This window comes from Actinokineospora sp. NPDC051303 (assembly GCF_055586285.1).
The window spans coordinates 13211-39548 of sequence record NZ_JBVJIN010000019.1 but is presented as its reverse complement, the minus strand read 5'-3'; the positions used below and the strand labels follow the sequence as shown (position 1 = coordinate 39548).

Sequence of the window (26338 nt, the reverse complement as noted above, 5' to 3'; positions counted from 1 at the left end):
TGTCGCACTGTATCGGTTAGGTCACGGTGAGCGCTGGATTCTGGCCACGGTCAGGCTTATCGGCCAAGTCGGCACGGCGGCAGAGTCGCCTGGTTTCGGCGGATGGCCGAGGTAGCCTGCGGTGCGCAGGCCTAGCAGCGCGGCGAACACACCAGGTTCGAGGTCGTGGCCGTCCGCGCGGCGCATGGTCGTGTTCTCGCAGACGGTCTGCCCGGTGTTGACCAGGTGCAGAGCGGTGTGCCGGTCGGCGGTGTACTCCCCGGTCATGGCCTGCTCGCTGTCCCGCTCGCGGCGGTGAGAATGGCGGCGATGTCCCGGCACACCGGGCAGACCTCGGCGTCCGCTGCCGCGGCGATGGTCACCGGGTCGCCTCCCAGCAGGGTTCCGCATGGCGCGACTCCGGTGAGGTGATCACCGAAGCGGACTTCTCGTGGCCGCCCGTCCTCGGTCTCGACGATGTGGACCCGGTCGGAACGGACCAAGCCGCGGAACCACTCGGGGGCGGTCGCGGGCAGGACCGTGAGCGCGATGGTGTCGATCCGCGATCGCGGGGTGGGAGGGGCGAGCAGCGCTGTCGGTTCGGTGGTCATGATGAAGCCCTTGTCCTTCCTGGTGGTTCGGCCGGGGCGGGGATACGCGCGTGGCAGGCTGGCCTGTCCGGTCCAGAAGCGGCTGGGGCGGGAACGCGGCGCTCATCGGTGGCAATCGACCCACGAACAACGACTCTCCACGCCGCCTTCTTGATCGGATTCTGCCGCTTGAATCAGCCCAATCGAGCACATGCAGCGACCAGTTCTTTCCGACGACATGGGGATCCACCGTCGAACCGGCCATGTCTGGGTCCCCTACTCGTTCGTCTACGGTGTGGCTGCACGGCCCGCCTCGATCAACTCCACGACCCGAGCAACGCCGCTGCGCAACGGCACATGGCCGTTGTCCACGCGGAGAAACTGGCTTGGGACGTCGGCCATGAGCAGGCGCATCAGGCGCTCGCGGCCGGTGAACATTGCCAGGTCCTCGGCGCTGACCTCCCGGTCGCGGGCTTCCGTCAGGTGCCGGGTGCGGCGCCTGATCCGTTCCAGCCGCACCTCCAGCGGCGCCTCGACATAGATCGTCACCACGGGCCGATGCCGCAACTCCGAGAGCAGCACGCCCACCCAGGCGAAGGTGCCCGGTTCACTGGGTACAGCGCCCGCTTCGACCAGGGTGAGCGGCAGCGTGGAGAGCACCGTCCCCAGGTGACAATCTTTGAGCACCACTTGGCCGTGGCCGAGCGCTGGGGTGATCACTTGTTCATCGAGGAAGTACAAGTCGGCCACGATGTCGAGCGCCCGAGTGATCGCCGTGGCCTCGTCTCCCTCGGTCACCCGCAGGAGCTTGTTCCGCGCGAGCGCGTCCAGCAGTCGATGCCCGATGGGGCTGTCGGAGAACTCTGGCACCATAACCGAGCTGATCCCGCGCCGTGTCAAATCCGTGTGCACCCCGCGCAGCAGGCTGGTCCTCCCAGCCCCGTCTTGGCCTTCAAACGCGATCAACAACCGTCCTCCTGGATCTCGTTAGATTCGACGGTCTGCTTCGTGGTGAAGAAGTCGTTGATGTCGGCTTCGGTGGCACTGCCGATGCCGACGGGAAGGGCATCGCCCACGGCCCGCAGCCGGTCACGGATTCGTCGCAGCACCGCCATGTCCTCGCTCGTCACCGGCACTGGCACTGGCCTCGTGGGCGGGGCCCGGCGCTGGCGGCGCGGAAGTACCGACGTCTGGCGTTGTGTCTGCTCGACATCGGGTTCATTGGTCGTCAGTTCGCACCAGATGACCCGTTGGCATTCCTCAACGCAGCGGTAGCCCCATCGCACCACTGAGGACTGGGGCAAGGCATCAGCCAGTGCCGGGGACGGCTCGCCGCCCTCGTCCTGCACCTCGATCGCCAGTCCTGAGGACGTTCGGCGCAACCGCACCACCAGCAGCGCCAGCCTTTCGACCGCGTGGTGGCGACCACCTCGCGGCATCGCCACCAGCAGGCCGGTGGTGGCGACCGCGTGAGCCACCAGTTCGTCCACGACGTCGCCCAGGAGGAGCGTGGTCGAGGGCGATACCTCCCAGCGGCGAGCCACCGATTCGACAAGCATCCGCGCGCACGGGATCGCGCTCGGCATCGCCGCGAGTAGCAAGTCCTCGAACCGGTCGGTCCCACTCACGGGCAGCGGGGCGTCGGCGAGCGGCAACGTGCCCGAGAACACCGCGTTGTCCGGCCCGTTCACCGCTGCGACCCCGCGAGCACCAGCGCTCGATCCCGGCCGCACCTGCGGCGGGGATTGCCGAGCAGCATCCCGGTGAGGATCGAGGCATCCGTCGTCACCGGGAGCCCTCGGCGGGTGAACCCGAGGTCAGCTCTCGCGCGCCAGCGTGGTTGTCCAGCCAGTCCTTCACGGCGAGCTGCGCGCCGGAAACCCGCCCCAAGCGCGGGTTGAACCTCCCCGCGGCGCCACTTCGGCGCAGTAGTCGGCCGTACCCGCAGCGAAGCGGTGTAAACGGCGGCAGATTCGAGCGGCGGTCGGACAAGCAGGAATGGCGTGCTCATGGCGATAGCCCCTAGGTGCAGGAGTTCTGTGGAGCAGCGTTTCCGGAACGTCCCGACTTGCCGGAACTTCCGACGGAATTACCGATACAACGGCGAGGTCACTTGGCGACGACAGGAAAGCCCATAGCCTTGGTTGTGGAAACCACGGCAGATATCGGGGGGAAATCAGAGTTAGAGTCCTGGGAGCTAGCCCAACACCAGAGTCGAAGCTGCTCGTCCTCGGGTGTCGGCAGTACGATGCGGTCACCCTGTGAGGCAACCGAGACCCTGAGTCTCAGGAGATCGTTCATCACCCTGTCCTCTATGGATAGGTGACCCGGACCGGTAATGAAGGTCCACCGCCCGGTAGGAACTCGCTCGATCACGGGACCAGCGATCATGCGAACCTGCAAGCCGGCGAGTACACGCTTTCCTAATGGGAGAGGCATGGTGATTGCACCGAGAAGCCCGCCAATGGGCAGGAGAATCCGTCGTCCCACCGTGTCGAGAACGGCTGGAAGACCATACTGCTCGCGGTAGAAGACGCACCGTTGCTGGACAGGTGAGCCGCTTTGGGGGGTGAGGATACGAGCGCTGGATATATCCACGTCAAGCACCTTCTTGAACTCTGCGGGGCGATTAAACTGCGCGCTTCATCCGGCTCCGATGGGTAACCGTCCCGACCATGCCGCCGGCTCGATCGCGGCCGGGCACGCTGTGCCGAGGGCTGCGTGACTGGGCGCCGGGCTTGTCCGCCCCTGGGGGCATGTGGGCGGAACGGCCCGTCGTCATCGGTGCCTCGTGACGTGGCCGGGCTTCCTGGCGGCATCGCACGGTGCGACGTTGTTCGCCCAGGTGCCACCAACCGACACCGAGTCCAGTCACGCAGCCCACCGCAAGAAGGAGTGTCACTACGAACGCCAGCCCAGACCTCCACGTCGGCGACGGGGAGGCTTCTGCGACACTGGGGGCGACTGCGGCCATCGCAGTGGCGACGGTAACTTGAGTACTCATCGCTCCACACTCCTTCTGGCCTGGGAGTTTATTCTGTCAACACACCGAGAATAACCTGAGTAGACAAGTTATTGGTGCGACCAAACGGGTGAACTGCGACTACTTTCCGTAACGCGACACTCTATGGGCGTGGAGGACACCGTGACTGAACATCCGCAGTTGCCCCCGGCTGTGATGAAGGTCGTGCTGGGCACGCTGTTGGCGCGCCTTCGAGAGGGCGCCAGCGTCACGCAGGAAGAAGCAGCGACGGTGCTCGGCTGCACTCAGAAGAAGATCTCGCACATCGAAGGCGGCAGCGGGATCTCGCTGCTGGAGTTGAATGCCTTGCTCGATCGGTACGCCGCGGACGAGAGCGATCGAACCTACGCGCTGGCTCTGCAAGCCGAGGGCATCAACCGCAGGAAGAAGGGCGGGTTCAGCACACGGTTTCCGCAACACCTCCGACTGCTGGTGGACATGGAGCCCACGTGCAACCGGTACTCCTCCTACCAGACCGACGTCGTGCCGGGCCTATTGCAGACAGAGGCGTACATGCGGATGAACCTGCGGGCATGGCGGCCCTCGCTGACGTCGAAGCAGATCGACGTGAACACCGCCAACCGGTTGGATCGCCAATCGGTCTTGAACAACCCCAACCAGCACTTCTGGTTCATCGTCGACGAGGCCGCCCTGCATCGCGCCGCAGATCCAGCGGTGCTGAAGGAGCAGGTGCTGTACCTCGCCGAAGACGTCATCGACAGGCCGAACATCGAGATCCAGGTAGTGCCGTTCCGCGTCGGGTTCTACGTGGGCCAGGGACGGAACTACACGATCTTCGGGTACGACACGAAGCCCGTAGTTGACATCATCTACCTGGAGCATGACGAGGGCGGTGAGTACGTCGAGAACAGCAAGCAAACCGCACGGTACGTGACCCGCTGGAACTACCAGAGGGCAGCGGCCAGCGGGCCCGAACAGAGCCGACGGATCTTGCTGGACCTCGCCGCCTCGCTGTAAGTACCTCACCCCAGGACCCGAAGGGCACGGACAGTAGATGAACATCCAGAGCGCCCACAAAGGCGACCTCGACACCAACTTCGTCGAGTGGCACAAGTCGCCCTTCAGCTACCCCCCAGACAACCAGTGCGTCGAGGTCAGCATCACCACCAACGCTGTCGGCCTACGAGACAGCACCAAGCCCGACGGCACAGTCCTCGTATTCACCCACGGCGAGTGGGACGCGTTCCTCCGCGCAGCAGCGACCGGCAGCTTCCAGTTGCCCGACAGTCAGTAGGGCAACGAAGCCGCGGTCAGCCCGCAGCCCTCCCGCCCTGTTAATCGCTGGTCCCTGTCGTCGGCACTCCGAGGTTCCGGCAGGTCGCCGTCCGTACGCGGACCGTCGGCGATCAGGGCTGAGCCCGGTGGCGTTGATGACCATGACGCGCGTTCGAGGGTGGGCGGTGACCGCGTCACGCGCGGTGGCGGAGGGGATCTCGTCCATGGTCGGGCCCCTCAGGCAAGGGGTAGGCGGATCGGTCGTGGTGGGAGGGTTCCGTCTGTGCCAGGGCGAGCCAGGCGAGGGTGTCTTGGGGGCTCAACGCGGTGGCGGCGAGAGTGTCGAAGGCTTTGGCGCACTCGGCGATCTTGGCGTTGGAGTCCAGGTGGAGAGTGCCCGCGATGTGCTCGACGCACGCGATTGTCATCGGGTGGGGGTCGTCGAAGTCGAGCAGGGCGAACGGGTTGAGTGGCCCGGTGGGTCGTTGGTAGTCGGGGAGCAGGACTTGGACGGTGATGTTGTCGAGTCGGGCTGTTGACTCGATGTGGGCCAATTGTTGGGTCATGTCGTGTCCGGAGAGGGCGGTGTGCTCGATGATCGCGTGCAGCCGCAGCGGCGGGTTCTCGATCAGCCGTTGCCCGCGTCGGTTGTTCAGCAGCGCCCGCCCGGTGGGATCGATCTCGCGGAGTTCGGGTTCCGGGCCGCAGGCTGAGCAGTAGTGAGGGATTTGCAGGAGGCCGGGCACTCGGTCGGTCTGGAAGGACCGGACCGCGCACGCTTGGGCCTCCAATGACACGTATCCGCCGTCGGCGACCCCGTACTTGCGCCACCAGCCCTTTTCCTTGGCCTGTTCCCACAACCGCACGTAGTCGCCCCGGTCACGCTTGCCCACCCCGTAAAGGTCGAGCATGGCCAGCAACTCGTGGTAGTTGGGCAACTGGCCGGTCTCCAGGCGGCTGATCTTCCGGTTGCTCATCCGCAACCGCTCACCCGCCAGCGCCTGGGACATGCCCGTTTGCTTGCGTAGGGCGCGCAGAGCGCGGAGCAAGGCGGCGACCTTCAGGTTCTTGATGATCATTGGTGTTGTTCCCGTCGTCGTGAATGAGGTGGTGGTGGGCAGGGGGCCACGCAGGGCGGGTGTTCCAGCAGGTGGGCGGGCGCGAGGTGGAGGACGAGCCTGGCGGTCACCAGGGCGTTGTGGGTGGCGCGGTGGGGGATGGCGTCGTCGGGAAGTCCTGTGTCCAACGTGAATGCCTTGGCCAACGCGCTGAGGTCGTGGTTGTCGCGCTCTGGTAGCAGGTGGCGGGCCAGTGTCAGGCTGTCGACAACCCGGGGGCAGGTCCACTCGTCGCCCAGTGCGCGCTGGAGCACGTCGACTTGGCGTGGGGCGTCGTGGGCGACCAGGACGTCGGCGCCATTGAGCGCGGCCAGCACTGGTGTCGCGATCTGCGCGACGGTGTCGGTGTGCTCGACCTCGTGGTTGGTGATGCCGTGGATCATGGTGGCGGCAGGGGTGATCGGCCTGGCCGGGTGCACGATCCACTCATCGAAGTCGCCGATGGCACAGCCGAGGATGGGCACGGTGGCCAGCTCCAGCAGGTCTGGTGGCTGCTGGCCGTTGGTCTGCACATTGACCACCACGTAACGGCGTGGCCGGTCGATTATGGGTGGGGTGTCGGAGTGATTCATGGCCCTTCCTGGTTGCCGAGTTCAGTGGCGGTGTTCTCTGCTTCGGCGGCGGCCTTGTCCTCGGCCGCAGCGCGGTGGGCCAGCGCGGCGACGCGGTAGGCGTCGGCGGCCGCATGGGGGTCCGCGCAGGCGGTGGACGCTTCGATGGCTGTGGCCGCGGCGTGCAGGGCTGCCTGGTGGTCGCCGAGCGCGAGATAACTGCGTGCCAGGCGCCGGTCGACGCGGGTGAGTTGGGCGGTGTCACCCAAATTGGTGAAGGTCGCGCGGGCCGAGGTGAACGCGGTGATCGCCTCGGGGTGGCGGTCGAGTGTGGCGAGCGCGTCGCCTCGGGTGCGGTCCAGCAAGGCGACCATGCGCGGCCGATCGCAGCGTCGGGCGTGCTCGCGGGCCAGGTCGAGGTCGGCGAGGGCGGTGGTGGTCTGGCCCGCGGCGATCGCGATCCGGGCACGCACGTCGAAGCCGGTCGCGGCCGACCAGTCGTCATCAGCGGCGAGCGCGACCTCGATCGCCGTGTCGCACCACTGCCTCGCTTCCTCGCGGTGGCCCAGTTCGTTGAGCGCGAACCCGCGGCGAGCACACAGCACCGACCGCAGCGGGTGTCCGAGTTCGGCGGCGAGATCGGCGCCCGCGCCCTGGAGAAGGGCCAGCACGTGCCAGCGTCGGGCGACGCGCAGCAGGTCCCATCCGGCCTCGGCCAGTCCCAGCGCCAACTCGGGGGCGTGCGGCCGGAGGCTGTCGAACACCGCCGGCATATTGCGGGTCTCGCGATCGGCGTGCCGCGCCGCGGACATGCCACCGTCGGCGTCGGCGGGAGCGTGGGCGAAGGCCGGGTGAAACCGCCGGGAGAACGGGTTGATCCCGGCGGCGACGGCGATGACGTCGAGCGCGAACTGCCGCTGCACCGCCCTCGAATCCTGAAGGCCCTGGCCCGGCTGCTCACCGCTGTCGGGTGTGGCCAAGGAGGTGCGGACCCGGTCCAGGCCCGTGGCGATCAGCGCCCCGACCGCGACCAACTGCTCACACACCCGTGCCACACCGACAATGTCGGGCACACCCTTGGCCACGGTGGCGACGGCCACGTCATGACCGGGCCAAGCGTCCAGGACCGCCACGACCCGGTCCAGGTCGGTCCCGCTCACAGGTGGAATGTCGGTGTCGTCGGGCACGTGTTCTCCAATGTCTGATGTGGAAGGTCGATCGGGATGGCGGGGGAACCGAGGACCGCGAAGACTCGGAGGTGGCTTGCGTCGGTTGCTCCCCCGACCTTGTTGGGCAGGTCGCGTCCGGTCGTCGGTCAGGCGCGGGTACTCCCGGAGGCGGACCTGTTCATGGGTCGAGGTCGTCGGGGCCGAAGTGCTGCTCGTCGAAACGCCTGCGTAGTTCGGCCAGGCGTGGCCGGTCGGTGACCACGATCTCGGCGTTCGCGTCGTCGGAGGCGCCGGTGATCATGTCGAGTGCTTCCAGCACCAGCAGGGACGTGTGCAGGCGGTCGGTGACATGGCTGCCGTTGGGGTCGGCGACGGTGACTTCGGCGGGCGCGGAGTCGGGTAGGTCCGGGGTTCGCTGTGTCCACAGTTCGGCGAGTTCGGTTCGAGCGCACGCGGGTCGGGTGTGATCGGTGATCTCCACCAGCAGGTCGGCGACATCCACGGTTTCCGCGAAGACCGGTAGGCCGTCGAACTGGACGGGTGCCTTGCTCGCCCAGCGGGCCGGTCCCCGGCGGGCGCGTTCGGCGGCCATGGCATCGGCCAGGACGCGCCGTCGCGCGCCCGTGGTGGTAGGCCAGGGCAGCAACCGAAGCCTTGCCCACAGCGCGGTGTCGGCCAACGACTCCTCACCGGCGTGCGCGTCCCGATGCTCCTGGACGGCCACCGCCAAGGTGAGCAGCACCTGACGCAGCGAGGCCGTGACGGCGTCGCTGCGAAGGGCCCTCACCCGGTCGGCGGCCTTGTCCAGGTACTGGCGCAGGACCGCGTCGAACACGACAGCCTTTTCCCGCCACTGCGCATAGTCCCGGTACTTCTCGGCATAGCGCGCCGCGCTGATCAGGCCCGCGTTCCGGTCGGCCTGAGCTGATCGGAACGCTTCGTAATGGTGCACGCGGGTCTGGATCGCGCCGGACTCGATGCGTCGCAGCACCCGGTAGGTCTGCACGACGCGATCGTCGGCCAGCAACGCGGACCAGTTGCCGCGCTGGGAGCGACGCAGCGCCTCGCGCAGCGCCTCGCGTAGGTAGATTTCGGCCGCGGTGTCGTTGTGGGGGCCGTAAGGCAATGAATCGCGCATCATGCTTTCCGGAAACTGGAGCGGGCAGAACTTCGCGAAAAATCAAGAGGACGTCGGTTTCCACGGTTGAGGTGAAGGGTGGCGGCGTGTCCCGGACGTGCCCTGTCCGTCGTGAGCGCGCGTGGCCACGGACCCGGTTGAAGGAAAAAGAATCGTGGGGTCGGGGCTCATGAGTCGAACACCCCTCGCAAGTCCTGCAGCAGTGTGATCGTGTCGGTCTCGGACAGCGCGAGACGGGTCGGGTGGTCCAGGCGGGCCCAGTGGGCGGCGGCGGTCTCGGTGTCGCCGTCGGCGGGGTGGTTGCCGAACTTGTCGATCAGGACCGCGTCGCCGCCGATGTCGTTCTGGAATCCGATGACGGTGAACGGGTTGCAGAGTGCGGTGTAGTGGCCCGCGGACATCAGGATCACGCGGAGGGTGACCCGCGGGCGGTGGGCGAGGGCGAGCAGGTGGCGCAGTTGCTCGCGCATGACCGTGGGGCCGCCGACCACCCGCCGCAGTACCGCTTCGTCGACGAGCATGACCAGCCTCGGTCCGCCCGTGCCGAGCACCCGGGCCTGCCGTTCCGCCCGCACCTCGACGGCCAGGTCCAGGTCTGGCCCGGTGTGCCAGTGCCGCAGCACCTGTCGGGTGTAGGCGGGTGTGCGTAGCAGCTCCGGCACGGCTAACGCCTGCACCTCGGCGATCACCCCGGCCACCGAGTCCAGGGCGAGCGAGGTCCGCAACGACAGGGCCTGGAACGACATCGCCAGCGGCGACGGCGGGCCGAGCACCGACTCGTACCGGGAGTACCAGGCAGCGCGTCGGCTCCGCACGGCCAAGTCCACCAGCGCTGTGACCAGTGTGGTGTCCAGCATGTTGTAGAGCGCGAGCAGCACCTTTAGATCGGAAGGGGAAATTTTCGTCGATGCCCCTTCGATCCGAATGATCTTCGATTCCGACCAGAACATGGCATGGGCGGCCTCGGACTGGGTCAGCCCGGCCCGCTCACGTAGGGCGCGCAGCAGACCGGCCAACCACAACCTGACCACACCCGGATCACGCTCCCCGGCACCCGCCGAGCCCTCGGCGCACAACATCACCCCGTCCAGGGTCGCCGCGCGCGGGCAGTGGCCGGGCGCGGCGGTGCGGTCACCGTGGCCGCAGGCCACGCTCGTGCCGCGCAGACCGGCGACGGCGGCAAGGGGGCATCCCGCGGCCTGCGGTGTGGGGTGCCGTGGCCTGTCTCCGCCACCGCGGCACGGCACCGCCGGCGCGTGTCCCGCGTCCAGGTGGTCATGCATCGCCGGTCCCCGGCGGTGTGGCACGCAGCGCGGCCAGAAGGGCGTCGTATTCGTCGGCGAGGGCGCGGTCGCCCATGGTGTGGGCGATCTCGGCGAGGACCTCGTGGGCGTGAATCCGTCCCTCGGGGGAGTCGAGCCGGGTCATCGTGTCCAACGCCGCCCCTGCCAGCTCCCTGGCGGTGGTGGTGTCGCCGGTGCGGCAGCGGGCCCGGGCCACGCACAGGTCTGCGCGGGCCTGGTTGTAAGGGTCGGGGTCCGCGAGCGCGGCGAGCAGGTCGCGGGCGCGTTCGCCGTGCCCGAGGGCCTCCTCGGGCCGGTCGGCGCCGATCAGGGCCTCGGCGAGGACGATCAACGCGAGCGCTTCCCCGCGTGGCTCGCCCAGATCACGGCGTACCGAGGCCACTTGGAGCAGGTCGGTGATCCCGGCCGTGGTCTCGCCGGTGGCCAGGAGCAGCTCCGCGCGTCCTTTGAGGACTTTCGTCACCGCGGCCGGGTCGCCCAGGGTGGTGCTGTCGGCCCATGCCTGCTCATAAAGTGCCCTGGCGCGGACAAGGTCGCCTTGGGTCTCGTCGCCGCGTCGCAGGTGGGCTCGCGCCAGCCGCGTCCGCACCGCGTTGACCACCACCGGGTCTCCGACGCGCAGTGCCGCGTCCAGGGCCGTGGTGTTGACCTCGATGGCGTGGTCGCGGTCTTTGTGCAGCAGCGCCAACGGCTGCATCGCGTCGGCCAGCAGAACCGCGTGCGGGAACCGGCCCGTGTCTGCCGCGGCGTGGATCGCGGCGCCGAGGTCGCGGCGGTGCCTGTCCAGCCATGCCAGTGCCCGGTCGTAGTCGTCCAGGCCCGCGGGCATCAGCCCCGCCAGCACGATCTGATCCGCCGAAGAAACGACGTCGTTGAGTGGGAGGACCGGGCGCGCGGGCATCACGGTGGCCGCCGCCGTCCGGGTGGCCAGCAGGTACCAGCCGAGCACCCGGTCCAGCACCCGCGCACGGGTCGCCGGGGACTCGTCGCGGTCGGCGACCAACCGGGCGTGCTCACCCACCAACGACTGGAACCGGTGGCCGCCGCCGGGGGCGTCGAGCAGCAGCGCGGCGGCGTGCAGCTCGTCGCACACGTCCTCGGCCTGGTCGAGGTCCGCGCCGATGGCCGCCGCCGCCAGCTCGGCACCGATCTCGACCCCGGGGATCACCCCCAACGCTCGATAGGCGCGGGCAGCGGGTTCGGGCAGGCCCTGGTAGGCGTCCTGAAGCGCGGCGCGGGTGGACAGCTCGGCGTCTTCTTCCATGGTCAGCATCTCCCATCGGTTGGTGGCCAGTTCGGTGGCCGTGCGGAACAGGGAACGGCGGGGACGCGCCGCGGCCGAGGCGGCGAGCACGGCCAGCGCCATGGGCAGACCCCCGCACCACCGCGCCAGGGCCCCGGCGGCGTCGGGCTCGGCGTCGACACGCTCACCGAGATACGCGCGCAGCAACGCCACCGCGGCGTCGTGGTCCATCGGGCGCACGTCGAGCACCCGCGCCCCGGCCCGGACGATCAGCCCCGGCATCGGGCTACGGGCAGTGACAATCACCGCGCAACCCGCCGAGACAGGCAGCAGCGGCGCCACCTGCCCGCTGTGAGCGGGCGCGTCCAACAGCACCGCGACCCGCCGCACCGCGCACATCGACCGAAACAACGCCACCCGCTCGGCCTCGTCCTCCGGGACCGCCTTCGCGGGCACACCCAACGCGCGCAGAAACCGCCCCAACACCAGTGCCGGGGCCACCGTGTCCGGACGAGTCAAATGCGCGTACAACACCCCGTCCGGATACAGGTCCACCCGATCCGCGAGCACCCGGGCCGCCAACGCGCTCTTACCGACCCCTGCCATCCCAGCAAGCACCACCACCGGCGCCCCGGCCTCCTGCCGATCCAACAGCGCGCCCAACTCGGCCCGCTCCACCACCCGATCAACCCACCAGCTCGGCGGCGGCACCTGCCGGGGCACCGGCACCCGCACCACACCACCCACATGGACATCGCCGTGGATGACCCGCGCCTGAACAACAGGGCCGTCCACCGCACCGGCAACCTTGTTGACGGTCCCGTGGTCCACGCTCACCCCGCACCCCCACCGCGACGCGAACCACCCGACCGCGCATCGACATCGCCCACACACAACGGGGACACGAACAACAAGAATCGTCTGTCCGACGTGGACCGCAGCGTCAACGGATGCACCCAGACCCACCGCCCCCGATCCTTGCCGACCCCCGCACAGCCAGGACCGAACACCACAACCCGACCGAAAGCGGGACCGCGGCCACAAAGCCGCCACCGACGAAACCCGCACCCTCCCCCTGCGGCCCCGCAGCCGTCGCGCTCGCCTGCACGGGGACCAACAGGCCCACCACGACGGCGAACGCACACAACATCCGTGCTCTTGTCATCTTCACACCATCCTTTATGGACAACCCGTGCGACGTAGAACGGATAGGGAGCAAGGAATGCGAGGCGCGACTTGTCTCGACAACTCCGATTCCCACACCCACACAACAACTGCCAGGTCTCATCCCCGCGGAACCTCTCCATGGGTGCCTGTCACAGCAATCACTTTGGCCACCGATCAACAGGTGCACCACCCCAATCAATGGACTGATCGGGGGCAGTCGTCGAGAGGCTCTTCGGTGTGCGGGTGGGCGGGAGGCGTGAGTGGTGGGGTTGTGGGGAGCCGGACTGGAGGGCGTAGGCGTAGGTGCGGTCGCCGATGGTGATCGGGCCGAGGCTGCTGCGTTGGCGTGCTCGCAGGGAGGTGAGGGCTTCCTCGACCAGAGCGGTGAGTTCGGCGGGGGTTCGTCGTTCCAGGAGCATGATCAGGGGTTCTCGGGGCGGTCTGCGCGGCTTGGTGGGGATCCGCACGGGGATTGAGGCGCCCGGATAATTGGCTTGGTGACAGTTGGGGGTTCCGTGTTTGTCGCAGGTCCAGGTCAGGGGTGGGAGGGCTTGCGCGGCGAAGACGACCGAGAACTCGTGGCCGCCTTTGCTGGGACAGGTGAAGGGAATCCGTACCCGGTCGGCGATGTCGGGGTCGTGTTGACCGGGCGGTGTCGGGCGCTTGTTGGCGCCCGCGGTGGCAGGTCGCATGGGGAGGAAGCCTTCGGTGAGGGGGTTGGCCGCTGCGCCTCGGGGTATCGCCGAGTCGGTTTCGGCGCTGGGTCAGTGCGGCGTGCCGCAGCGGTGGAGGGCGCGGTTGGCCGCGCCAAGCACGGTTGCTCGGGCGGGGAGATCGCGGGTGGTGGTGGGCGGGTCGATCCATCGCCAGCGGTCGGGGTTGGTCTCGGGTCGCAGGCCGGGCAGGACGATCTGCGTGCCCGCGTCGACTGGGTGAACCCCTGCGTGGCGCAGCTGATCGGAGACGTTCGGGGTTGTCCCTGATGGCTCGGTGAGCAGCAGATCCCCTCCGTCGGGGTGGTGGAGGGTGGGGGCGGTGAGCATCATCGGCCGTAGCTCGGCGCGGACGAGCCTGCCGAGGTCCGCGGGCATGGCGAGGGCGTCGAACGCCTCGCCCGCCGCGATCACCAAGCGGCCGGTGGTGTCGTCGATGTCGACCGGCCACTCGAAGCGCCGGAGGTAGGTGTCTCGGTCCACGGCCAAGGTGTGGAGGAGGTCGATCAGCGCGCGGTCGGCCGGTGGCAGGGGGTTGGACCCGGCCAGGGCGGGTGGGCACTGTTCGTGGATGGTGTCGGTCATGTCGGGGTGCTTTCTTCGGCGCCGCGGCGCAGGGCTTGGGTGAAGACCTGGGCGGGGGTGGTGTCCAGGGCGTCGCAGAGTTGGACGAGGCGTTCGATGCGGATGCCGCGGGTGCCGCGTTCGTAGCCGACTACCGCTGCGTCACAGAGTGGTTTGCCGGTCTGGCTCCGGATGCGGGCGGTCAGTTCACGTTGGGTGCAGCCCCGGCGTTGGCGGGTCGCTCTGAGTTCGGCGCCGACGAGGAGGGCGAAGTTCGGGGGTGTGCGGGTGGGGGTCAGGTGGGACATCGGCATCTCCGTTCGGATTCTCGGCGGGATCTGTGCCCGGGACCGGTCACAGGCGCCGAACCCGGCTCAGGTGTTGGAAATCGGGCGACTTTCGCGCGATGGCGGAGCCCGGTTGGCAGGGGAGGTGGCCCTGGGCAGGCAGTCGGTGACCCGTCCACGGGTGCCGGAGAAGCGGGGCCGGACGCCGCTGACGCGCCGTTCGGTGGAGACGGTCACCCACCAGGTTGGGTCACTGGTGGTCGCTGGTTGCGCTTCGGGTGGCGGGCCGGTGGGCCGGTGGCGTGTCTGCCGGTTCTGCCTGGTGACGGGGAGTCGGTGCCCAGGAGGTGGTGGTAGAGAGTGGCCCACACGGTGCAGGGCAGCGCGCGAAGCCGCCACCTGCCAGTGCACCGTCGGCAGCGACCGTGGTGATCGGGTGCGTGTTGGTCGAGCAGCGCCCGACACACTGCGGTGAGGCGGTGGATCTCGGATTCCGCCAAGGCGGCTCGGGACTTCCAGTCCGCCTCGACTACAAGGGTGTCGAGGTAAGCCAAGTGAGCGGTGACCGCCTCATATGCGGTGGCGGACAGGATCTCGTCCACGGATGAGGCTCCTTTCCAGGCATTAGGGTCACTCGCAAGAGGTCACCCGCACACCGACGTTCTCACCGCTACAGCAGGGCAACGAGGCGCGGGCAAGCAGGGCGACAAGTCGAAGCTCACCAAAAGCAGGACGTTCAGCGAGCTAAATCATCGTCGCGAACGACCAGAGAATCGCAACGAGAACTCAAGGCCAACGCTCGACCAGTCCTGACACACAACCAGCCCTCATCGTAATCCTTCCCGAACAACCAGCGCTTGTCCGACGCGGAGAAGTCACAACCACGTCGCACGCGCTCATCGAATCGTCTCCTCGACCGAGGAACACGGACCGAACACGACACAATAGGCAAGGCCCACCCGATCGATGACTCTCGCCTGCATCTCAAAGCAAGCCAGACGATTGCTGAAGTCGGGCGAGTCCAACCGCATCGACTCCTTCACAGAACGATGAGCCGGACAACCATGCTCGACACCACACGGATAAATCTCCACACCATGACCGGCATCAACCCGGCAGAACAAGCCAGCGATACCCAAATCACTCAACAACACCCGACGAGGACCGACCGAAGGATCGAAGCCACCCAACCCGGGCACGTACCCGAACGACAGCCAGTCCTCGCCGCCATCCTCGACCCGCCAACCCCGCAGTTCAAACTTCGCGACCACCTGCGAAGTCTCATCACCCAGAGGAAGTGCGTGGTCGCCAGTGATCATGACGGCACGGGCCAGGCGGCTGGAGCAAATTTTGATCGGAGGGTCACAATCTTCGTTTCAGTGAGGTTCTTCATTAGACACGTGCCTTCCACGCGGTGTGACCGGTCGGGACAACATCTGGGCACATCCGACGCCACCAGCGGTTATGAACCAGTGGGGCTGGGTCGACGGGCCATCACCCGCGATCCGCTGTACGACGCCGAATGCGTATTTGTCATCATTGCCGGTCTCAACTGCCACGACCAGGACAGTCAACCGGACAACTACCGGCTATGTGAGCGGACCGCGGAAAGGACCGGATGCGGTGTCCTTGGAAGCGCGTTCCACACGGCGCGCAGGTAGCAAGCAACGTGTGTCGCTGCTGGCTGCGTTCAAGCCCGAGTTGTGCGCGCCACTTGCTATCCAGCCGACCAGAGGGCTTGATTTTCGTTGCTACGCAGGGTGGCTATGCGGTGGCGTAGTTCTGCTTCTGCCTCGCGGCTTCCCTCTCCGGCCCGCAAGATGTAGGTGCTGAGGGTGTGTAGATCGCGCATGCGCCGCAAGGTCGACAGACCCGGCCAGGCTGTGATATCGCGGCCGTACGCGGCGTCGAAGGCGGCGAGCTGGGCGCGGGTCCGACCGAAACGGACGCCTTGGTGGGTGTTGGCTAGGTCTAGTTCACGCGGACCGGTAGCGGCATCGTCCCAGTCGCCGAGCAGGACTTGGTCGCCGTCATAGAGCAGATTGCCGGGATAGGCATCACCGTGTATCAGGCCGACTCCGAGGGGAAAATCGAGTCGCCCGTAGGCGTCGAGCAACGTGTTCGCCTCGTCTAGAAGCCATGCGCGGTCGTCTTCGGACAGGCCGGTGGCGGCAAGAACCGTGGTTTGGAACTGGGCGAGTGGCCGGTAGTCCGGCAGGGGCACCGGCGCCTGCGGCAAATGGTGCAGCTCACGCAGGAGTCTCCCGAGGTGGAAAGGCTCGGGATGGCCCGTTTGAGGGTAGTAGCGCCAAAACGTCACCACGGTGTTCGCGGTCAGTCTGACTGGTTGCTCCAGATCCAGGGGTTCTGGTGCGGGAAACCGCTGTTCGCGCAGCCAGCGGGTGATTGCCACGGCGCGCCCGGTCGCAGCGGAGTCAGGCCCTTGGGCGACGCGGACGACGGCCTGCGCGGAGGGCAGCAGGTAGACGGCAGTGGCGTGTTTGCGGAGCAGCCTGATCCCTTGAGCGGAGAGGCCGACGGCACTGGCCGCGTCACGGGCGAGAAGGGATTCGTCTGCGGTGGCGGTGTCGTCGGTCATCAAGTTGAGGGTAACGCGTGTGCGTCGACCGATGTGCGGGCCTCGAACTCGTGGATGCCGTCAAACAGGTACCGGGCTCGCGCACTTCCAGCGAGCGGGGATTCCGCCAGAACGGCGCGAGTGCGGGCCGCGGCGACGGCGAGCTGGCGGATACGACGGTCGGACGGTAGCTCCAGCAACGGGGTCAGCGCGGCCTCGGCGCCCTCGGGCTCCCCTTGGGCGATGCGCACCGTCACGATGTCCAAACGAGCGAGCGCCTCGTCTCCGTAGGAGCGCTCCACTGGTGGCCCAGTCTCATAGGCGCTGATCGCGGCGAGGGCATGGCGCTCGGCGAGGTCGTGCTGGCCGAGGAACCCGTACGTGCTGCCCAGGTAGTAGTCCAGTTTGGCGGACGGGAACGCCAGCAGACCACCAAGATCGGTGACCTCGTCACGGTCGTCAGGTGCGTCCTGCAACGTGCGAAGACGGGCCACCGCGGCGGTCGCACGGGGCTGGTCGCCCAGTCGGGCCGCCGCGCGGGCCTCGATCGCGGTGAGTCGCAGTCGTGTCTCCCGGGACGCGGAGTATCGGTTGCCCTGATCGACGTAGTCGAGGGCCGAGTGCCCGCGGCGAGGGGTCCATTCGTTGATCAGAGCCGCGGTGCCGCGCGCCCAAGCGTGCAGGGCTTGGTGATCTGCGGTGTCCGCGCACGTCCATGCCGCACGCAGTTGAGCGAGGGCGGCCCGTTGGTTGCCGACGTTCTGCGATGCGTGGGCCAGGAGCAGGCAGGCGACACCCCCGAGAAAGAACAGATCGCGGGCATGGCGGGGACGTTGTTGACGGTCAAGCAGCGTGGCGATGGCACTGCGAACCTGAATCAGGTCTGCCAGCAGCAATCGCACAGGTGTGTTGACGTAGTCGACGGCGATGCGACTGATCTCCCACCGCAGGTGTTCGAGCGCGTCGTCGCCACCCGCGTCGAAGTTCGCGACCCGCTCGACGAACATCAAAGAGTCACGCGCCGCCGTGTCGGCGATCTGGTGCAATTCCGGCGAACCAGCGGGTTCTGTGAACCCCTCCTTGAGTACGGACGTGAGCTCGTGGGGGCTGAGGCCGAGAGCGCGTGCGAGGCTGTCCCGCATGGCGAGGCTAGGGGGATTGTCGCCGTTCTCCCAGCGGCGCACGCTGCGGACATTGACCTCCAACTCCATGGCCAACGCCTCTTGAGTGAGGTTGGCGGCCTCACGTGCCCGCGCCAACGCGTGACGTTTACCAACCGACGTCACCAGGGCCACCTCCTGTAACGAACTCTGCGCTCACCGTAGCGCATTCCCTGGTGTTGACTCCTACTGTGCCGGTCCGATGTCCGGTGATTGTCCGGTCGGAGTCCTTGACTGTGGCTGCGCTTGGTGAGCAGGGCTGAGTCCTAGTGATGAGCGCGTCTGCCTCTCGTCTCTGTTCATCCCACTATTCGCTCTCCGGCGTGAATACCGATTTGCTGGTCGTTAATGGGTTGGACGGCGCGTATCTGGTCTTGTCCGGCGTCTTTGGCTGCGAACATGGCGTTGTCGGCGGTCATGAGGATGTCGTCGAGGGTGTGTCCGTGGTCGGGGTAGCGGGCGATGCCGATGGAGACGCTGATTCGCAGGCCGGGGATGGGGTGGCCGGTGTCGGGGTGGTCATGGTGATGTCGCGGACGTTGGTTTGCAGGCGGTGGGCGATGGCTAGGGCGTCGGCGTGGGTGATGTCGGGCAGGGCGATGACGAACTCCTCGCCCGCGAGGCGTCCGCAGAGGTCTTCGGCGCGGACTGAGCGGCGCATGGTGTCGGCGACTGCGCGGAGGACGGCGTCGCCGGTGGGGCGGCCGTGGTTGTGGTTGACGGTGTGGAGGCGGTCGAGGTCGATCATGAGGATCGCGAGGCTGCCGTGGTGTTGGTGGGCGCGGCGGAGTTCGGCGTGGGCGAGTGCGGCCCAGTTGGCGGTGTTGAGGACTTTCGTGGTGTCGTCGGTGATCGCGGCGTGCTCGACGTGGCGGATGAGGACGCTGCGGTGGAGCACGGCCATGGGCAGGACGAGCAGTGCGATGGCCAGTGGCCGGGTCGTCAGCAGGTGCGCGGTGAGGGCACCGACGCTGAGGGTGGCGTATTCGACGGCGTTCTCGTGCAGGGTGCCGAACAGTTGCGCGGGGGTGCGGTCGGCGCGGTCGGTTCGCAGCAGAGCGATCGCGGTGGCGGCGAGCAGGGAGTTGAGCGCGGAGTAGGCCAGCACGGCGAGTGCGAGCCATCCCAGTCCGGCGGGTCCGGTGACGTCCAGTGCTGTCGGGCCGGGCGCTTGGTGGGTGACGGCGCTAGCGGCGAGGCAGGACAGAGCGGCGTTGGCCGCGGAGAACACCGCCCGGTAGGCGTGCATGCCGGGCAGTCTGCGCCAACTGCGCCACCAGAGGTGGGTGTAGAGGGCCGCGGTGGTGGCCATGGCCAGGTGGGGCGGGAGGACGAGGGCCGCCGCCAGGGTCCAGACCGAGCTGAGGTTGACGTGCAGCGCGTCGGCGAAGCGTCGGCGTAGGCGCTCGCCGTGCCGGGTTCCCTCCGCGGCGATCGCCCCGAGCAGGACCAGCACGGCGAATCGGCCCAGGTCGGTCCCGGTGACCGGCCACGTGGCGAGGAGCCACGCGGCGAGCGCGCAGGCGAGCGCTTCGACAGCGAGCAGGAACAGCGCGCCGGGGCGGGGCTTGGTCCACAGCGCCCATCCGTGCGGGCCGTGATGCCGGAGTGCGTCCTGGTTTGACGGTGGTGGTTCTCCGGAGACGAGCGGGTGGATAGTCTGGGTGTTCGCGTCCCCGGACGGCGGTGTCGTGGTGTTCTCGCCTTCCGCCTGCGTCTCGGACACAGCGGCATCGCCTGGGCGGTCGGCCTGGGAGGAGGTGCCGGTCATGCGCAACAAGGACATCTGAGCGCCGTCGGTGATGTCGTCACCGGTGGTTTCGTGGTCGTGACCTGCCCGGGTTCGGCTGCGAGACCACCACCACACCCCCACCGCGCATACCGTTCCCGCCGCGCCCGCACCCGCGACCGCGGCGAAGGGGCCGACCTGGTCGGCGGCGATGCCGCCGACCAGGATGGCGACGCCTTGGGAGGCGTAGAGGACGGTGGCCATGCGCCCCAGGACCCGCCCACGCCGCTGGTCGGGGACCAGGTCCACGACCAGCGCCTGGAGGTGTATCAGGCATGCGGTGGACAACGCCCCTGATGCCGCCCAGAGCCCCACGGACACCACCAGCCCGATTCCGGGGGCCAGGACGCACACCAGCAGTGGCAGCCCCGATGCAGCGGCCAGCCCGGCCACCAACCCCGAGGTCGTCCGCGTGTCGGAGCGGCCGGTGAGCCAGGCGCCCACGACGCTGCCCAGTGGGTCGGCCGCCATCAACACACCGACACCGAACGCGCCGACTCCCAGCGCCGCGCCGTAGGGGGCCGCGACTCCCTCCGGAACGACGAACAGCCCGGTCAGTGCGGCCAAGGCGAACACCGCCCACACCCCTGCCCGGCTGGAACCGCCCATGGTCACGGTGGCCCTTTCGCCCGCGGCCGAGCGTGGGGCGGGCCGGGCGGAGACTCCGAGGCCGACCACGAGTGCGCTGACCGCGAACGTCGCGGCGTTGATGGCCAGCACCCACGGCGCCTGCACCACGGTCAACAGCAGCCCGCCGCCCACGAACCCTGTCAACTGGGCGGCCTGGGCGCTCATCTGGCGCAAGGCCCCGGCCCGCACGAGCGCTTCGCGCCCGACCAACGTGGGCAGCAGAGCCAGTTGCGCAGCTTTGAACGGGCCTGCCGCCGCACTGGACAACCCGACCAACACCCACAACACGCTCAGTGGCACGCCCGGTACCGCCATGCCCGCAGCCAAGACCGCGCGAACCACGTCGACCACGACCAAGACCTGCTTGCGCGAATACCGATCCGCCCACCCCGACAGCAACCAACCGCCTGCCACCGCGGGCACGAACGTCAATGCGTAGGTCAACGCGGACAACCCCGCCGACGAAGTCCGGTCATAGACCAGCAGCGCCAGGGCGACGCGCGCCAACTGGTCCCCGACGATCGAGACCGTCTCGGCCGACCACACCGCGCGAAACTCCCCGACCCGCGCGACGTCGACGAACGCGCGAACAGTGGAAACAGCCATACAGGTCCCCCGAACAGCAGCCGCGATCCCCCTCAGCCAGCAGGTTCGACGGTATGCCGAGTTCTCTTTCCTGGTCGCCCCTCTACTGGAAATCCACCCCAATGGGCCTTGATCGCCACGGGTGGTAACCATTTCTTCCTCGTTGGCGGGAAATTAGTCGTCAATGTGGCGTTCAGAACGCAGGGCCGAGTACTCCCCGTGTCCAATTTCCTGGATCACGTGGCCGACGGTTGGAGGCGGACGCGGTATGTCGTGCGATACAGCTTGCCCGCGAGCAGAAGATCATCCGTGCCGGGGATGGAGGCGATCCCGTTGGGAACCGCTTCCGGTCCCTGATCGGTGTTTTCGATCCGCGCGATGCGGGCGATGTCGACGATCGCGGTGACCTGCCCGGTAGCGAGGTCGACGCGCACGAGGTGGTGCTTGCGCCACACGTTGACCCACACGGTTGCGCCCGCGCAGTCCAACTCGTTGAGCATGTCCACCGGCTCCCAGGCCGGCCGGGACACTCTCAACTCGCCGAGCCGGTCGAACGTGCGGGATCACGAAAAACCAGTCGATCCGACCCGTCCGACACGACCAGGCGCTTCCCGTCGAAGCACATGCCCCATCCCTCGCCTGCGAATCGAACTCGTCGCAGCTCGGTCAAGGTCGCCGGGTCGCGCAGCACCGCGACCCCGTCCCGCCAGGTCAACTGCCATATTCCGACTCCAGGAACCCGAGTGACGCCCATCGCGTACAATCCCGGCGCATCTACCTGGCGAACCACCTGACCGGTGGTCACCTCGCTCACCCGCACCGACGAAGTCCCCGCCCCTCCGGTGCTCTCCAGGATCAGCGTGGGGTCGTCGAGCGTTTCCAGGCCCTGGGTGAACGCGCCCGGGTCATGGGGATACTCGTTGATCACTTCGACGTCGTAGCGGGCCACCGCCCCAAGCCGGGTGGTGGGCGTACTGCTGCGCGTACCCACCGAGGGCGAGGTCTTCCCGGTGTCGGTCAGGGAGGTGGCTGTTCCGCTCGCGCACGCGGAGACCAGCGCAACGGTCGCGATCAACGCCAAGATCATGCGGCGGACATTCGATCGAGTCATGCAAACCCCAGTAACGCGCTTACGCGCGACTGGTTCACCCGTCGCCGAACCATCCGTTGACGGGCGCGTTACCAGGGAGTCTGTGAATCATCTGGTCCTTGCTGTCGGGTGGGCGCTGCTTGGCGTCATCATCGGGACGTTGACCGCTTCTGCGGCCACGACAGGGACTCGCCGCCTCCGGGGTCTCAGCGCAGCAGCTACCGGGACCCTGTTCTTGCTTCTCGCCCTCCGCATCGGCATGCGTCCTGAGCTGCTTGCGCACACCTACCTCGCCGTGCTCGCGGTTCCTCTGAGCATCATCGACATCCAGGAATTACGCCTTCCACGACGGCTCACGCTTCCGATGTACCCGGCGATGATCGTGCTCACCGCCCTCGCCACGGCACCCCGCACCGACGTGCCCCTGAGCCGACCGCTGATCGGGATGGCCGTCTATCTCGCCTTCCACCTCGCACTCGCCGTCGGCACCGACGGCGGTCTCGGAGCTGGAGACATCCATCTCAGCGGCCCGCTCGGGCTGCTACTCGCCTGGCACAGCTGGACGAGTCTTCTCACCGGCGCCCTCCTTACCAGCGTCTACGGGCTTGTCACGGTCCTCGTCGCCCATTTCAGGCACCGATCCGACCGACCCCGATCCATCCCATACGGACCGGCGATGCTGGCGGGCACCTTCACCACGGTCCTCCTCGCGTGATCCGCCCCGAACAAGCGACGAGGACCAGCCGGTAGTGACCGAAGCCCGCCGCCCCTGACAGGTCCAGTCAGGCGGCACGGACGATGGCCAGCTGCCTGGAGCTCGTGGTCTCGGGCACTGCCATTCAGGATGGCGCCTCTGCGCTGGGCGGCTGGTCTGGGCCCCATTCCTGGCTCCATTCAGCCAGCGGGCGAACCGCGCGGAGCAGAGAGCGACCCTTGGGGGTAAGGGCGTACCGAACTCCGGCGAAATGTCCGGTTTCTGCGCGGCGTTCGACGAGCCCGTCCGCTTGGGCTCTGCGGAGGGTGTCGGTGAGGGTTCTTTCGGTCAGCGGGCGGTCGTGAGTCGTCCAGCCGTCGCGTTCTTCCACTTCGTTGGCGGAGGCGAGCAGGTCGGAGTAGTGCCGTTCGCCCAGCGCGAGTCCCGCGAGGATGGCGACGGTCCACTGTCCTCGCAGCACGGTCATGGCGTGGTGCACGCCCTGTCGGTAAGGGACTCCCCCCGTGTCCATGGTGCCCAGTGAACACCACGGCGGGAGCGTTCAGTGTGTGCGCGGCGGGCGTGTCCTGTGTCGAGTTTCAGCGCGTTCCCGCAGGTGGGGGCGACGCACGTCAGTGTGCGTCGAGAGCACACGTTGCACTTCGTCGGGCGGCGGCGCGTATTCATGACCACACCCAGGGCACCACCTTGGGGGACGCGAGGAAACGGTCGCGGCGACCGGCACGGCGGCGTTCGGCGAGGCGGACCTGGCCGGGCGCACCCCACCTCTAGCCGGTCGCCGCGGCCTCACCGGAAGCACCGACGAACTCGGGGGAAGCAGATGAGAACGATCGACCCGACAGACACCGTCCCAGCGATCGGCAAGGTCCTGTCCGTGGACGAAGCGCGGGCCGAATGCGGCAGGCACCGCCGACTCTGCCGGGCTGCCGTAATGGCTCTGGCGCCCACCGCGGCGGACGGGCACGCGGCCCACCGCGCCCTGCGTACGGGGCAGCGACACGACCCTGCTCGACTGGAAGAACTCGCCGCCCGCCAGGCAGCCGGGGCGATCGCCACCGATCATCTGGTTCGGCTGGCCGAGCCTCTCGTCCGGTATCTCGTGCACTCGTCGCGGTCAGCGCCCCGCACTACGCCCGTGGTCGACGTCGAGGACTTGCTCAACGTCGCTCGTGCCGCGGTCGCCCAGGGGATCTGGGCCTATGCTCCCCGCACCGGGGCGGGCCCGACCTACCTTCGGCGGTGGATCATCGAGCAGGTCAGACGAGAACTTTCCCGGGCCATCGGCCCGGCCAGCGTTCCAGCCCGCGCCCATCGGCGGTTCCAAAGCGTCCACGCCATCCGTGCCGCTCTCACCGAACGCCTTGGGCGAGCACCGACCGACCAGGAGATCCTCGACCACGCCCAAGGCGCCCTGACCCGCACCCACCTCGATGACGAGCACGCCGCCCGATACCGCGGAACGTGGTTCCCCGCTTCCGAGAATCTGGCCGACACCGCGGCCGACCACGCCTCGACCCGGTCGTTCGACATCGCCGAGCGCCGCGCCGACACCGCGACCACGGGATGGCAGACCGCCCTGAACGCCCTGCCGCTCAACCCCGGCGAACGCGACATCATCGCCCGGCACGCGGGCCTGCCACCATATGAGCACCTCGACCCGCACCGCAGGTCCGAGCGCGGCATCGCCGCCGACCTCGGCGTCAGCCGTCGCGCGGTCCGCACGGCCCTCGCCCGCCTCCGGACCTACACGCTGGCACCAGACAGTCGTTTCCGGCGCATGCTGACCCGGCTTTCACCAGAGGACCGTGAAGGACTCGGACTTCAGCACTTCGCGCAACTGTTGAACGAGGCTCTGGCATGACGTCCCCAACACCCGACCAGACCGCGGTGCGCTCGTTACCTGTATCCGCACAAACATCGAAAGGACATGCGCAGGGCGTTCATCCGTTCGGTTACACCGCCCCCTACTGGGCGGGTCGACCGTTCGACGCCCACGATCATCGACGACACCCACGAAGCGAGGTGACAAGGCTGATGACGGTTCGTTTCGACCTCACCGGGCGCTCCACATGGCAGGCACGGGTGGCAGCGGTGTTCACCGCGGCCATGCTCGCGGGCTGCGGAGCGGACTCCTCTCCGCCCCTTCCCCAGGAGCCAACCGCTGAAACAGCGCTCCCTCCGGGCACGACGAGCAGCCCTGTGAGCTCACCTACCAACCCAGCGGACAACGCGCGAACTCAGGCGGTCACGACCTACCTGGGCATGTGGCGGCAGATGGCCAAGTCCGGTGAGACCGCTGACTGGCAATCGCCCGAGCTTGCGAAGTACGCGACCGGCGACGCCCTCGGCGTGATCAACCGAAGCCTCTACACCGACCATCTCAACGGGGTGGTGTCCAAGGGCGCCCCGACGAACAACCCCCAGGTGTCGAGCGCGGAACCTGTGGGGAATCCGAGCACGGTCATGATCTCCGACTGTGGAGATGACAGCGGCTGGCTGAAGTACAAGAACGGCCAGCTGCTCGACGACACACCGGGCGGACGGCGCTCGATCACCGCGGAAGTCAAGAAACAGCAGGACGGCATGTGGAGGGTCACTCGCTTCGCAGTGGAAGGAGTGGGCTCATGTTGAGACGTTCAAGTGCGATGGCCGCACTGTCCGCGGCCCTGATCGTGGCGAGCGCGCTACCGGCGTCCGCGGACAGCGGCTGGGGCTTCACAGACTGCACTCAGTACCCCAACCCCGGTTGCGAACTCGGCGCGGGCACGAATCCTCGGCCTGGAGCCGGTACCCCGGGCAACGGAAACAACAAACCTGACAAACCTGGCCACAACAACCCCGGCACCGGCCAAGCCGACACCAACGGCGACACGATCATCGGCGGGGATCCCAACTTGGCCCAGTGCGGGTACGAACTCAGCAGCTACCAAGGTCCGCCACCGGGCAACACGCAGCCCGCGGCCTTCCATGTCCCGCCGAAGACCACTGCGGGCACGGCTGTTCCGGCGGTGTACGGGCCGCGGCTCGCGCAGCCCCACTCTCCGTCCGGTGCCTGGTACGTCTACAAATGCACTGGGCCGGGTTTGCAGGACGCGTTGTACCGGCCGCCGGTCTGGATCGCGAACGGCCAGCCCGGTCCAGTGCCACTGCCGTCGCCTGCCGAGCTCGCGGCCCAGGCCCGGAACCAGTTGCGGCTACCCGCTCCGAAGATCAAGGTCAATCCGGTCGGCGACCAGCTGGTCAGCTTGCCAACCTGGTTGTGGTTGGACCGCGGCCGCTGGGGCGACGTCTCGGCCACCGCATCAGTGCCGGGTGTTTCCGTGACCGCGGTCGCGCGGCCGACCTCGGTGACCTGGTCGATGGGTGACGGTGGCTCGGTGACCTGCCCTGGCCCCGGCTCGCCGTATCCCGTCGGCGCTGACCCGAAGAGCGCGTCGCCGGACTGCGGCTACGTCTACAAGACATCCTCGGCGGGGCAGCGCGCCGACGCGTTCCCGGTGACCGCCACGGTGAACTGGACCGTGACGTGGTCGGGCGCGGGCCAGGGCGGCACATTTCCGAACATGACGACCTCGGCCTCGGTGGCGTTCCGCGTGGCTGAGAGCCAGGGAGTCGTGACCGGCTGAACCGCAGCCTCCCGCCTCACGAGGGCGGGCGTGCATAACGAAACACCCCTTTGAAGACAAGGCACGTCGAACACCCGATCGACG

The 26338-nt window shown here is 67.9% G+C and carries 25 protein-coding genes and 1 pseudogene; 6 read left to right on the top strand and 20 right to left on the bottom strand.

Annotated elements, in window-relative coordinates; genetic code table 11:
• Nucleotides 1-21: 21 nt before the first annotated feature.
• The 4 genes from ACZ6SD_RS16715 to ACZ6SD_RS16700 form a co-directional block, all read right to left on the bottom strand.
• Entirely contained in the window at nucleotides 22-267 is a 246-nt protein-coding gene (locus tag ACZ6SD_RS16715) for a hypothetical protein (protein ID WP_465317829.1), read from the bottom strand.
• The gene (locus ACZ6SD_RS16710; RefSeq protein WP_465317828.1) at nucleotides 264-590 is read right to left on the bottom strand and encodes a hypothetical protein; all 327 of its coding nucleotides are present in this window, start codon (nucleotides 588-590) and stop codon (nucleotides 264-266) included. Before ACZ6SD_RS16710 ends, ACZ6SD_RS16715 begins: the two co-directional genes overlap by 4 nt.
• A gap of 267 nt (nucleotides 591-857) precedes the next feature.
• A complete protein-coding gene (locus tag ACZ6SD_RS16705) occupies nucleotides 858-1535 on the bottom strand; it encodes a nucleoside/nucleotide kinase family protein (protein ID WP_465317827.1) in 678 nt (225 codons plus the stop codon).
• On the bottom strand, nucleotides 1532-2260 hold the full coding sequence (locus tag ACZ6SD_RS16700) for a hypothetical protein (RefSeq protein WP_465317826.1): 729 nt from the start codon (nucleotides 2258-2260) through the stop codon (nucleotides 1532-1534). Before ACZ6SD_RS16700 ends, ACZ6SD_RS16705 begins: the two co-directional genes overlap by 4 nt.
• 1442 nt (nucleotides 2261-3702) lie before the next feature.
• On the opposite strand from ACZ6SD_RS16700, the gene ACZ6SD_RS16695 reads away from it, so the two are divergent.
• Nucleotides 3703-4569 (top strand): helix-turn-helix domain-containing protein, encoded by an 867-nt coding sequence (locus tag ACZ6SD_RS16695; RefSeq protein WP_465317825.1) that lies wholly within the window; start codon nucleotides 3703-3705, stop codon nucleotides 4567-4569.
• Nucleotides 4570-4606: 37 nt separating this feature from the next.
• The gene (locus ACZ6SD_RS16690; protein WP_465317824.1) at nucleotides 4607-4846 is read left to right on the top strand and encodes a DUF397 domain-containing protein; all 240 of its coding nucleotides are present in this window, start codon (nucleotides 4607-4609) and stop codon (nucleotides 4844-4846) included.
• Between the two features lie 175 nt (nucleotides 4847-5021).
• Here the strand turns inward: ACZ6SD_RS16690 and ACZ6SD_RS16685 are convergent, their stop codons facing one another.
• The 15 genes and pseudogenes from ACZ6SD_RS16685 to ACZ6SD_RS16615 all read right to left on the bottom strand — a co-directional run bounded on the left by ACZ6SD_RS16685 (nucleotide 5022) and on the right by ACZ6SD_RS16615 (nucleotide 21910).
• Nucleotides 5022-5906, bottom strand: a complete 885-nt coding sequence (locus ACZ6SD_RS16685; RefSeq protein ID WP_465317823.1) for a helix-turn-helix domain-containing protein — start codon at nucleotides 5904-5906, stop codon at nucleotides 5022-5024.
• The gene (locus tag ACZ6SD_RS16680) at nucleotides 5903-6517 is read right to left on the bottom strand and encodes a 3'-5' exonuclease (protein WP_465317822.1); all 615 of its coding nucleotides are present in this window, start codon (nucleotides 6515-6517) and stop codon (nucleotides 5903-5905) included. The genes ACZ6SD_RS16685 and ACZ6SD_RS16680 overlap by 4 nt, the downstream gene beginning before the upstream one ends.
• Nucleotides 6514-7656 (bottom strand): hypothetical protein, encoded by a 1143-nt coding sequence (locus tag ACZ6SD_RS16675; RefSeq protein ID WP_465317821.1) that lies wholly within the window; start codon nucleotides 7654-7656, stop codon nucleotides 6514-6516. The genes ACZ6SD_RS16680 and ACZ6SD_RS16675 overlap by 4 nt, the downstream gene beginning before the upstream one ends.
• Nucleotides 7657-7843: 187 nt before the next feature.
• Nucleotides 7844-8806 carry a hypothetical protein gene (locus ACZ6SD_RS16670; RefSeq protein ID WP_465317820.1) on the bottom strand — a complete coding sequence of 321 codons (963 nt, stop codon included), beginning with the start codon at nucleotides 8804-8806 and terminating at the stop codon, nucleotides 7844-7846.
• 164 nt (nucleotides 8807-8970) lie between these two features.
• Nucleotides 8971-10086 (bottom strand): helix-turn-helix domain-containing protein, encoded by a 1116-nt coding sequence (locus ACZ6SD_RS16665; RefSeq protein ID WP_465317819.1) that lies wholly within the window; start codon nucleotides 10084-10086, stop codon nucleotides 8971-8973.
• On the bottom strand, nucleotides 10079-12187 hold the full coding sequence (locus ACZ6SD_RS16660) for an NB-ARC domain-containing protein (RefSeq protein WP_465317818.1): 2109 nt from the start codon (nucleotides 12185-12187) through the stop codon (nucleotides 10079-10081). Before ACZ6SD_RS16660 ends, ACZ6SD_RS16665 begins: the two co-directional genes overlap by 8 nt.
• 488 nt (nucleotides 12188-12675) lie before the next feature.
• Nucleotides 12676-13209 carry an RNA polymerase-binding protein RbpA gene (locus ACZ6SD_RS16655; protein ID WP_465317816.1) on the bottom strand — a complete coding sequence of 178 codons (534 nt, stop codon included), beginning with the start codon at nucleotides 13207-13209 and terminating at the stop codon, nucleotides 12676-12678.
• A 72-nt stretch (nucleotides 13210-13281) separates the two neighbouring features.
• Nucleotides 13282-13815 carry a hypothetical protein gene (locus ACZ6SD_RS16650; protein WP_465317815.1) on the bottom strand — a complete coding sequence of 178 codons (534 nt, stop codon included), beginning with the start codon at nucleotides 13813-13815 and terminating at the stop codon, nucleotides 13282-13284.
• Entirely contained in the window at nucleotides 13812-14102 is a 291-nt protein-coding gene (locus ACZ6SD_RS16645) for a helix-turn-helix domain-containing protein (RefSeq protein ID WP_465317814.1), read from the bottom strand. Before ACZ6SD_RS16645 ends, ACZ6SD_RS16650 begins: the two co-directional genes overlap by 4 nt.
• 875 nt (nucleotides 14103-14977) lie before the next feature.
• A complete protein-coding gene (locus tag ACZ6SD_RS16640; protein ID WP_465317813.1) occupies nucleotides 14978-15400 on the bottom strand; it encodes a hypothetical protein in 423 nt (140 codons plus the stop codon).
• 398 nt (nucleotides 15401-15798) lie between these two features.
• The gene (locus ACZ6SD_RS16635; RefSeq protein WP_465317812.1) at nucleotides 15799-16680 is read right to left on the bottom strand and encodes a phosphotransferase enzyme family protein; all 882 of its coding nucleotides are present in this window, start codon (nucleotides 16678-16680) and stop codon (nucleotides 15799-15801) included.
• Nucleotides 16680-17954: a helix-turn-helix domain-containing protein gene (locus tag ACZ6SD_RS16630; RefSeq protein ID WP_465317811.1), complete on the bottom strand. Its 1275-nt coding sequence runs from the start codon at nucleotides 17952-17954 to the stop codon at nucleotides 16680-16682. Before ACZ6SD_RS16630 ends, ACZ6SD_RS16635 begins: the two co-directional genes overlap by 1 nt.
• Nucleotides 17955-18118: 164 nt before the next feature.
• Nucleotides 18119-18283 carry a hypothetical protein gene (locus tag ACZ6SD_RS16625; RefSeq protein ID WP_465317903.1) on the bottom strand — a complete coding sequence of 55 codons (165 nt, stop codon included), beginning with the start codon at nucleotides 18281-18283 and terminating at the stop codon, nucleotides 18119-18121.
• Entirely contained in the window at nucleotides 18235-20844 is a 2610-nt protein-coding gene (locus tag ACZ6SD_RS16620) for an MFS transporter (protein WP_465317810.1), read from the bottom strand. The genes ACZ6SD_RS16625 and ACZ6SD_RS16620 overlap by 49 nt, the downstream gene beginning before the upstream one ends.
• Nucleotides 20845-21059: 215 nt before the next feature.
• Nucleotides 21060-21910, bottom strand: a pseudogene (locus tag ACZ6SD_RS16615) (glutaminyl-peptide cyclotransferase).
• A gap of 106 nt (nucleotides 21911-22016) precedes the next feature.
• Between ACZ6SD_RS16615 and ACZ6SD_RS16610 the strand changes: the two are divergent.
• Nucleotides 22017-22628, top strand: a complete 612-nt coding sequence (locus tag ACZ6SD_RS16610) for a prepilin peptidase (RefSeq protein WP_465317809.1) — start codon at nucleotides 22017-22019, stop codon at nucleotides 22626-22628.
• Nucleotides 22629-22752: 124 nt separating this feature from the next.
• On the opposite strand, the gene ACZ6SD_RS16605 is transcribed toward ACZ6SD_RS16610, so the two are convergent.
• Nucleotides 22753-23139, bottom strand: a complete 387-nt coding sequence (locus ACZ6SD_RS16605; RefSeq protein ID WP_465317808.1) for a winged helix-turn-helix transcriptional regulator — start codon at nucleotides 23137-23139, stop codon at nucleotides 22753-22755.
• Between the two features lie 309 nt (nucleotides 23140-23448).
• Between ACZ6SD_RS16605 and ACZ6SD_RS16600 the strand changes: the two genes are divergently transcribed.
• From ACZ6SD_RS16600 to ACZ6SD_RS16590, 3 genes are read left to right on the top strand one after another with little or no spacing between them, the layout of a single operon-like run.
• Complete coding sequence (locus ACZ6SD_RS16600) at nucleotides 23449-24489, top strand: sigma-70 family RNA polymerase sigma factor (RefSeq protein WP_465317807.1); 1041 nt, start codon at nucleotides 23449-23451, stop codon at nucleotides 24487-24489.
• A complete protein-coding gene (locus ACZ6SD_RS16595; protein WP_465317806.1) occupies nucleotides 24486-25259 on the top strand; it encodes a hypothetical protein in 774 nt (257 codons plus the stop codon). The genes ACZ6SD_RS16600 and ACZ6SD_RS16595 overlap by 4 nt, the downstream gene beginning before the upstream one ends.
• Entirely contained in the window at nucleotides 25253-26254 is a 1002-nt protein-coding gene (locus ACZ6SD_RS16590) for a hypothetical protein (RefSeq protein ID WP_465317805.1), read from the top strand. The genes ACZ6SD_RS16595 and ACZ6SD_RS16590 overlap by 7 nt, the downstream gene beginning before the upstream one ends.
• Nucleotides 26255-26338: the final 84 nt, after the last annotated feature.

Coding starts and splice junctions, on each gene's coding strand:
- ACZ6SD_RS16710 (WP_465317828.1), bottom strand. CDS start 590: ATGACCACCGAACCGACAGCGCTGCTCGCCCCTCCCACCCCGCGATCG.
- ACZ6SD_RS16635 (WP_465317812.1), bottom strand. CDS start 16,680: ATGACCGACGACACCGCCACCGCAGACGAATCCCTTCTCGCCCGTGAC.
- ACZ6SD_RS16620 (WP_465317810.1), bottom strand. CDS start 20,844: ATGGCTGTTTCCACTGTTCGCGCGTTCGTCGACGTCGCGCGGGTCGGG.
- ACZ6SD_RS16715 (WP_465317829.1), bottom strand. CDS start 267: ATGACCGGGGAGTACACCGCCGACCGGCACACCGCTCTGCACCTGGTC.
- ACZ6SD_RS16605 (WP_465317808.1), bottom strand. CDS start 23,139: ATGGACACGGGGGGAGTCCCTTACCGACAGGGCGTGCACCACGCCATG.
- ACZ6SD_RS16665 (WP_465317819.1), bottom strand. CDS start 10,086: ATGCATGACCACCTGGACGCGGGACACGCGCCGGCGGTGCCGTGCCGC.
- ACZ6SD_RS16600 (WP_465317807.1), top strand. CDS start 23,449: ATGAGAACGATCGACCCGACAGACACCGTCCCAGCGATCGGCAAGGTC.
- ACZ6SD_RS16685 (WP_465317823.1), bottom strand. CDS start 5,906: ATGATCATCAAGAACCTGAAGGTCGCCGCCTTGCTCCGCGCTCTGCGC.
- ACZ6SD_RS16595 (WP_465317806.1), top strand. CDS start 24,486: ATGACGTCCCCAACACCCGACCAGACCGCGGTGCGCTCGTTACCTGTA.
- ACZ6SD_RS16640 (WP_465317813.1), bottom strand. CDS start 15,400: ATGATCACTGGCGACCACGCACTTCCTCTGGGTGATGAGACTTCGCAG.
- ACZ6SD_RS16670 (WP_465317820.1), bottom strand. CDS start 8,806: ATGATGCGCGATTCATTGCCTTACGGCCCCCACAACGACACCGCGGCC.
- ACZ6SD_RS16645 (WP_465317814.1), bottom strand. CDS start 14,102: ATGTCCCACCTGACCCCCACCCGCACACCCCCGAACTTCGCCCTCCTC.
- ACZ6SD_RS16680 (WP_465317822.1), bottom strand. CDS start 6,517: ATGAATCACTCCGACACCCCACCCATAATCGACCGGCCACGCCGTTAC.
- ACZ6SD_RS16655 (WP_465317816.1), bottom strand. CDS start 13,209: ATGCGACCTGCCACCGCGGGCGCCAACAAGCGCCCGACACCGCCCGGT.
- ACZ6SD_RS16690 (WP_465317824.1), top strand. CDS start 4,607: ATGAACATCCAGAGCGCCCACAAAGGCGACCTCGACACCAACTTCGTC.
- ACZ6SD_RS16590 (WP_465317805.1), top strand. CDS start 25,253: ATGTTGAGACGTTCAAGTGCGATGGCCGCACTGTCCGCGGCCCTGATC.
- ACZ6SD_RS16650 (WP_465317815.1), bottom strand. CDS start 13,815: ATGACCGACACCATCCACGAACAGTGCCCACCCGCCCTGGCCGGGTCC.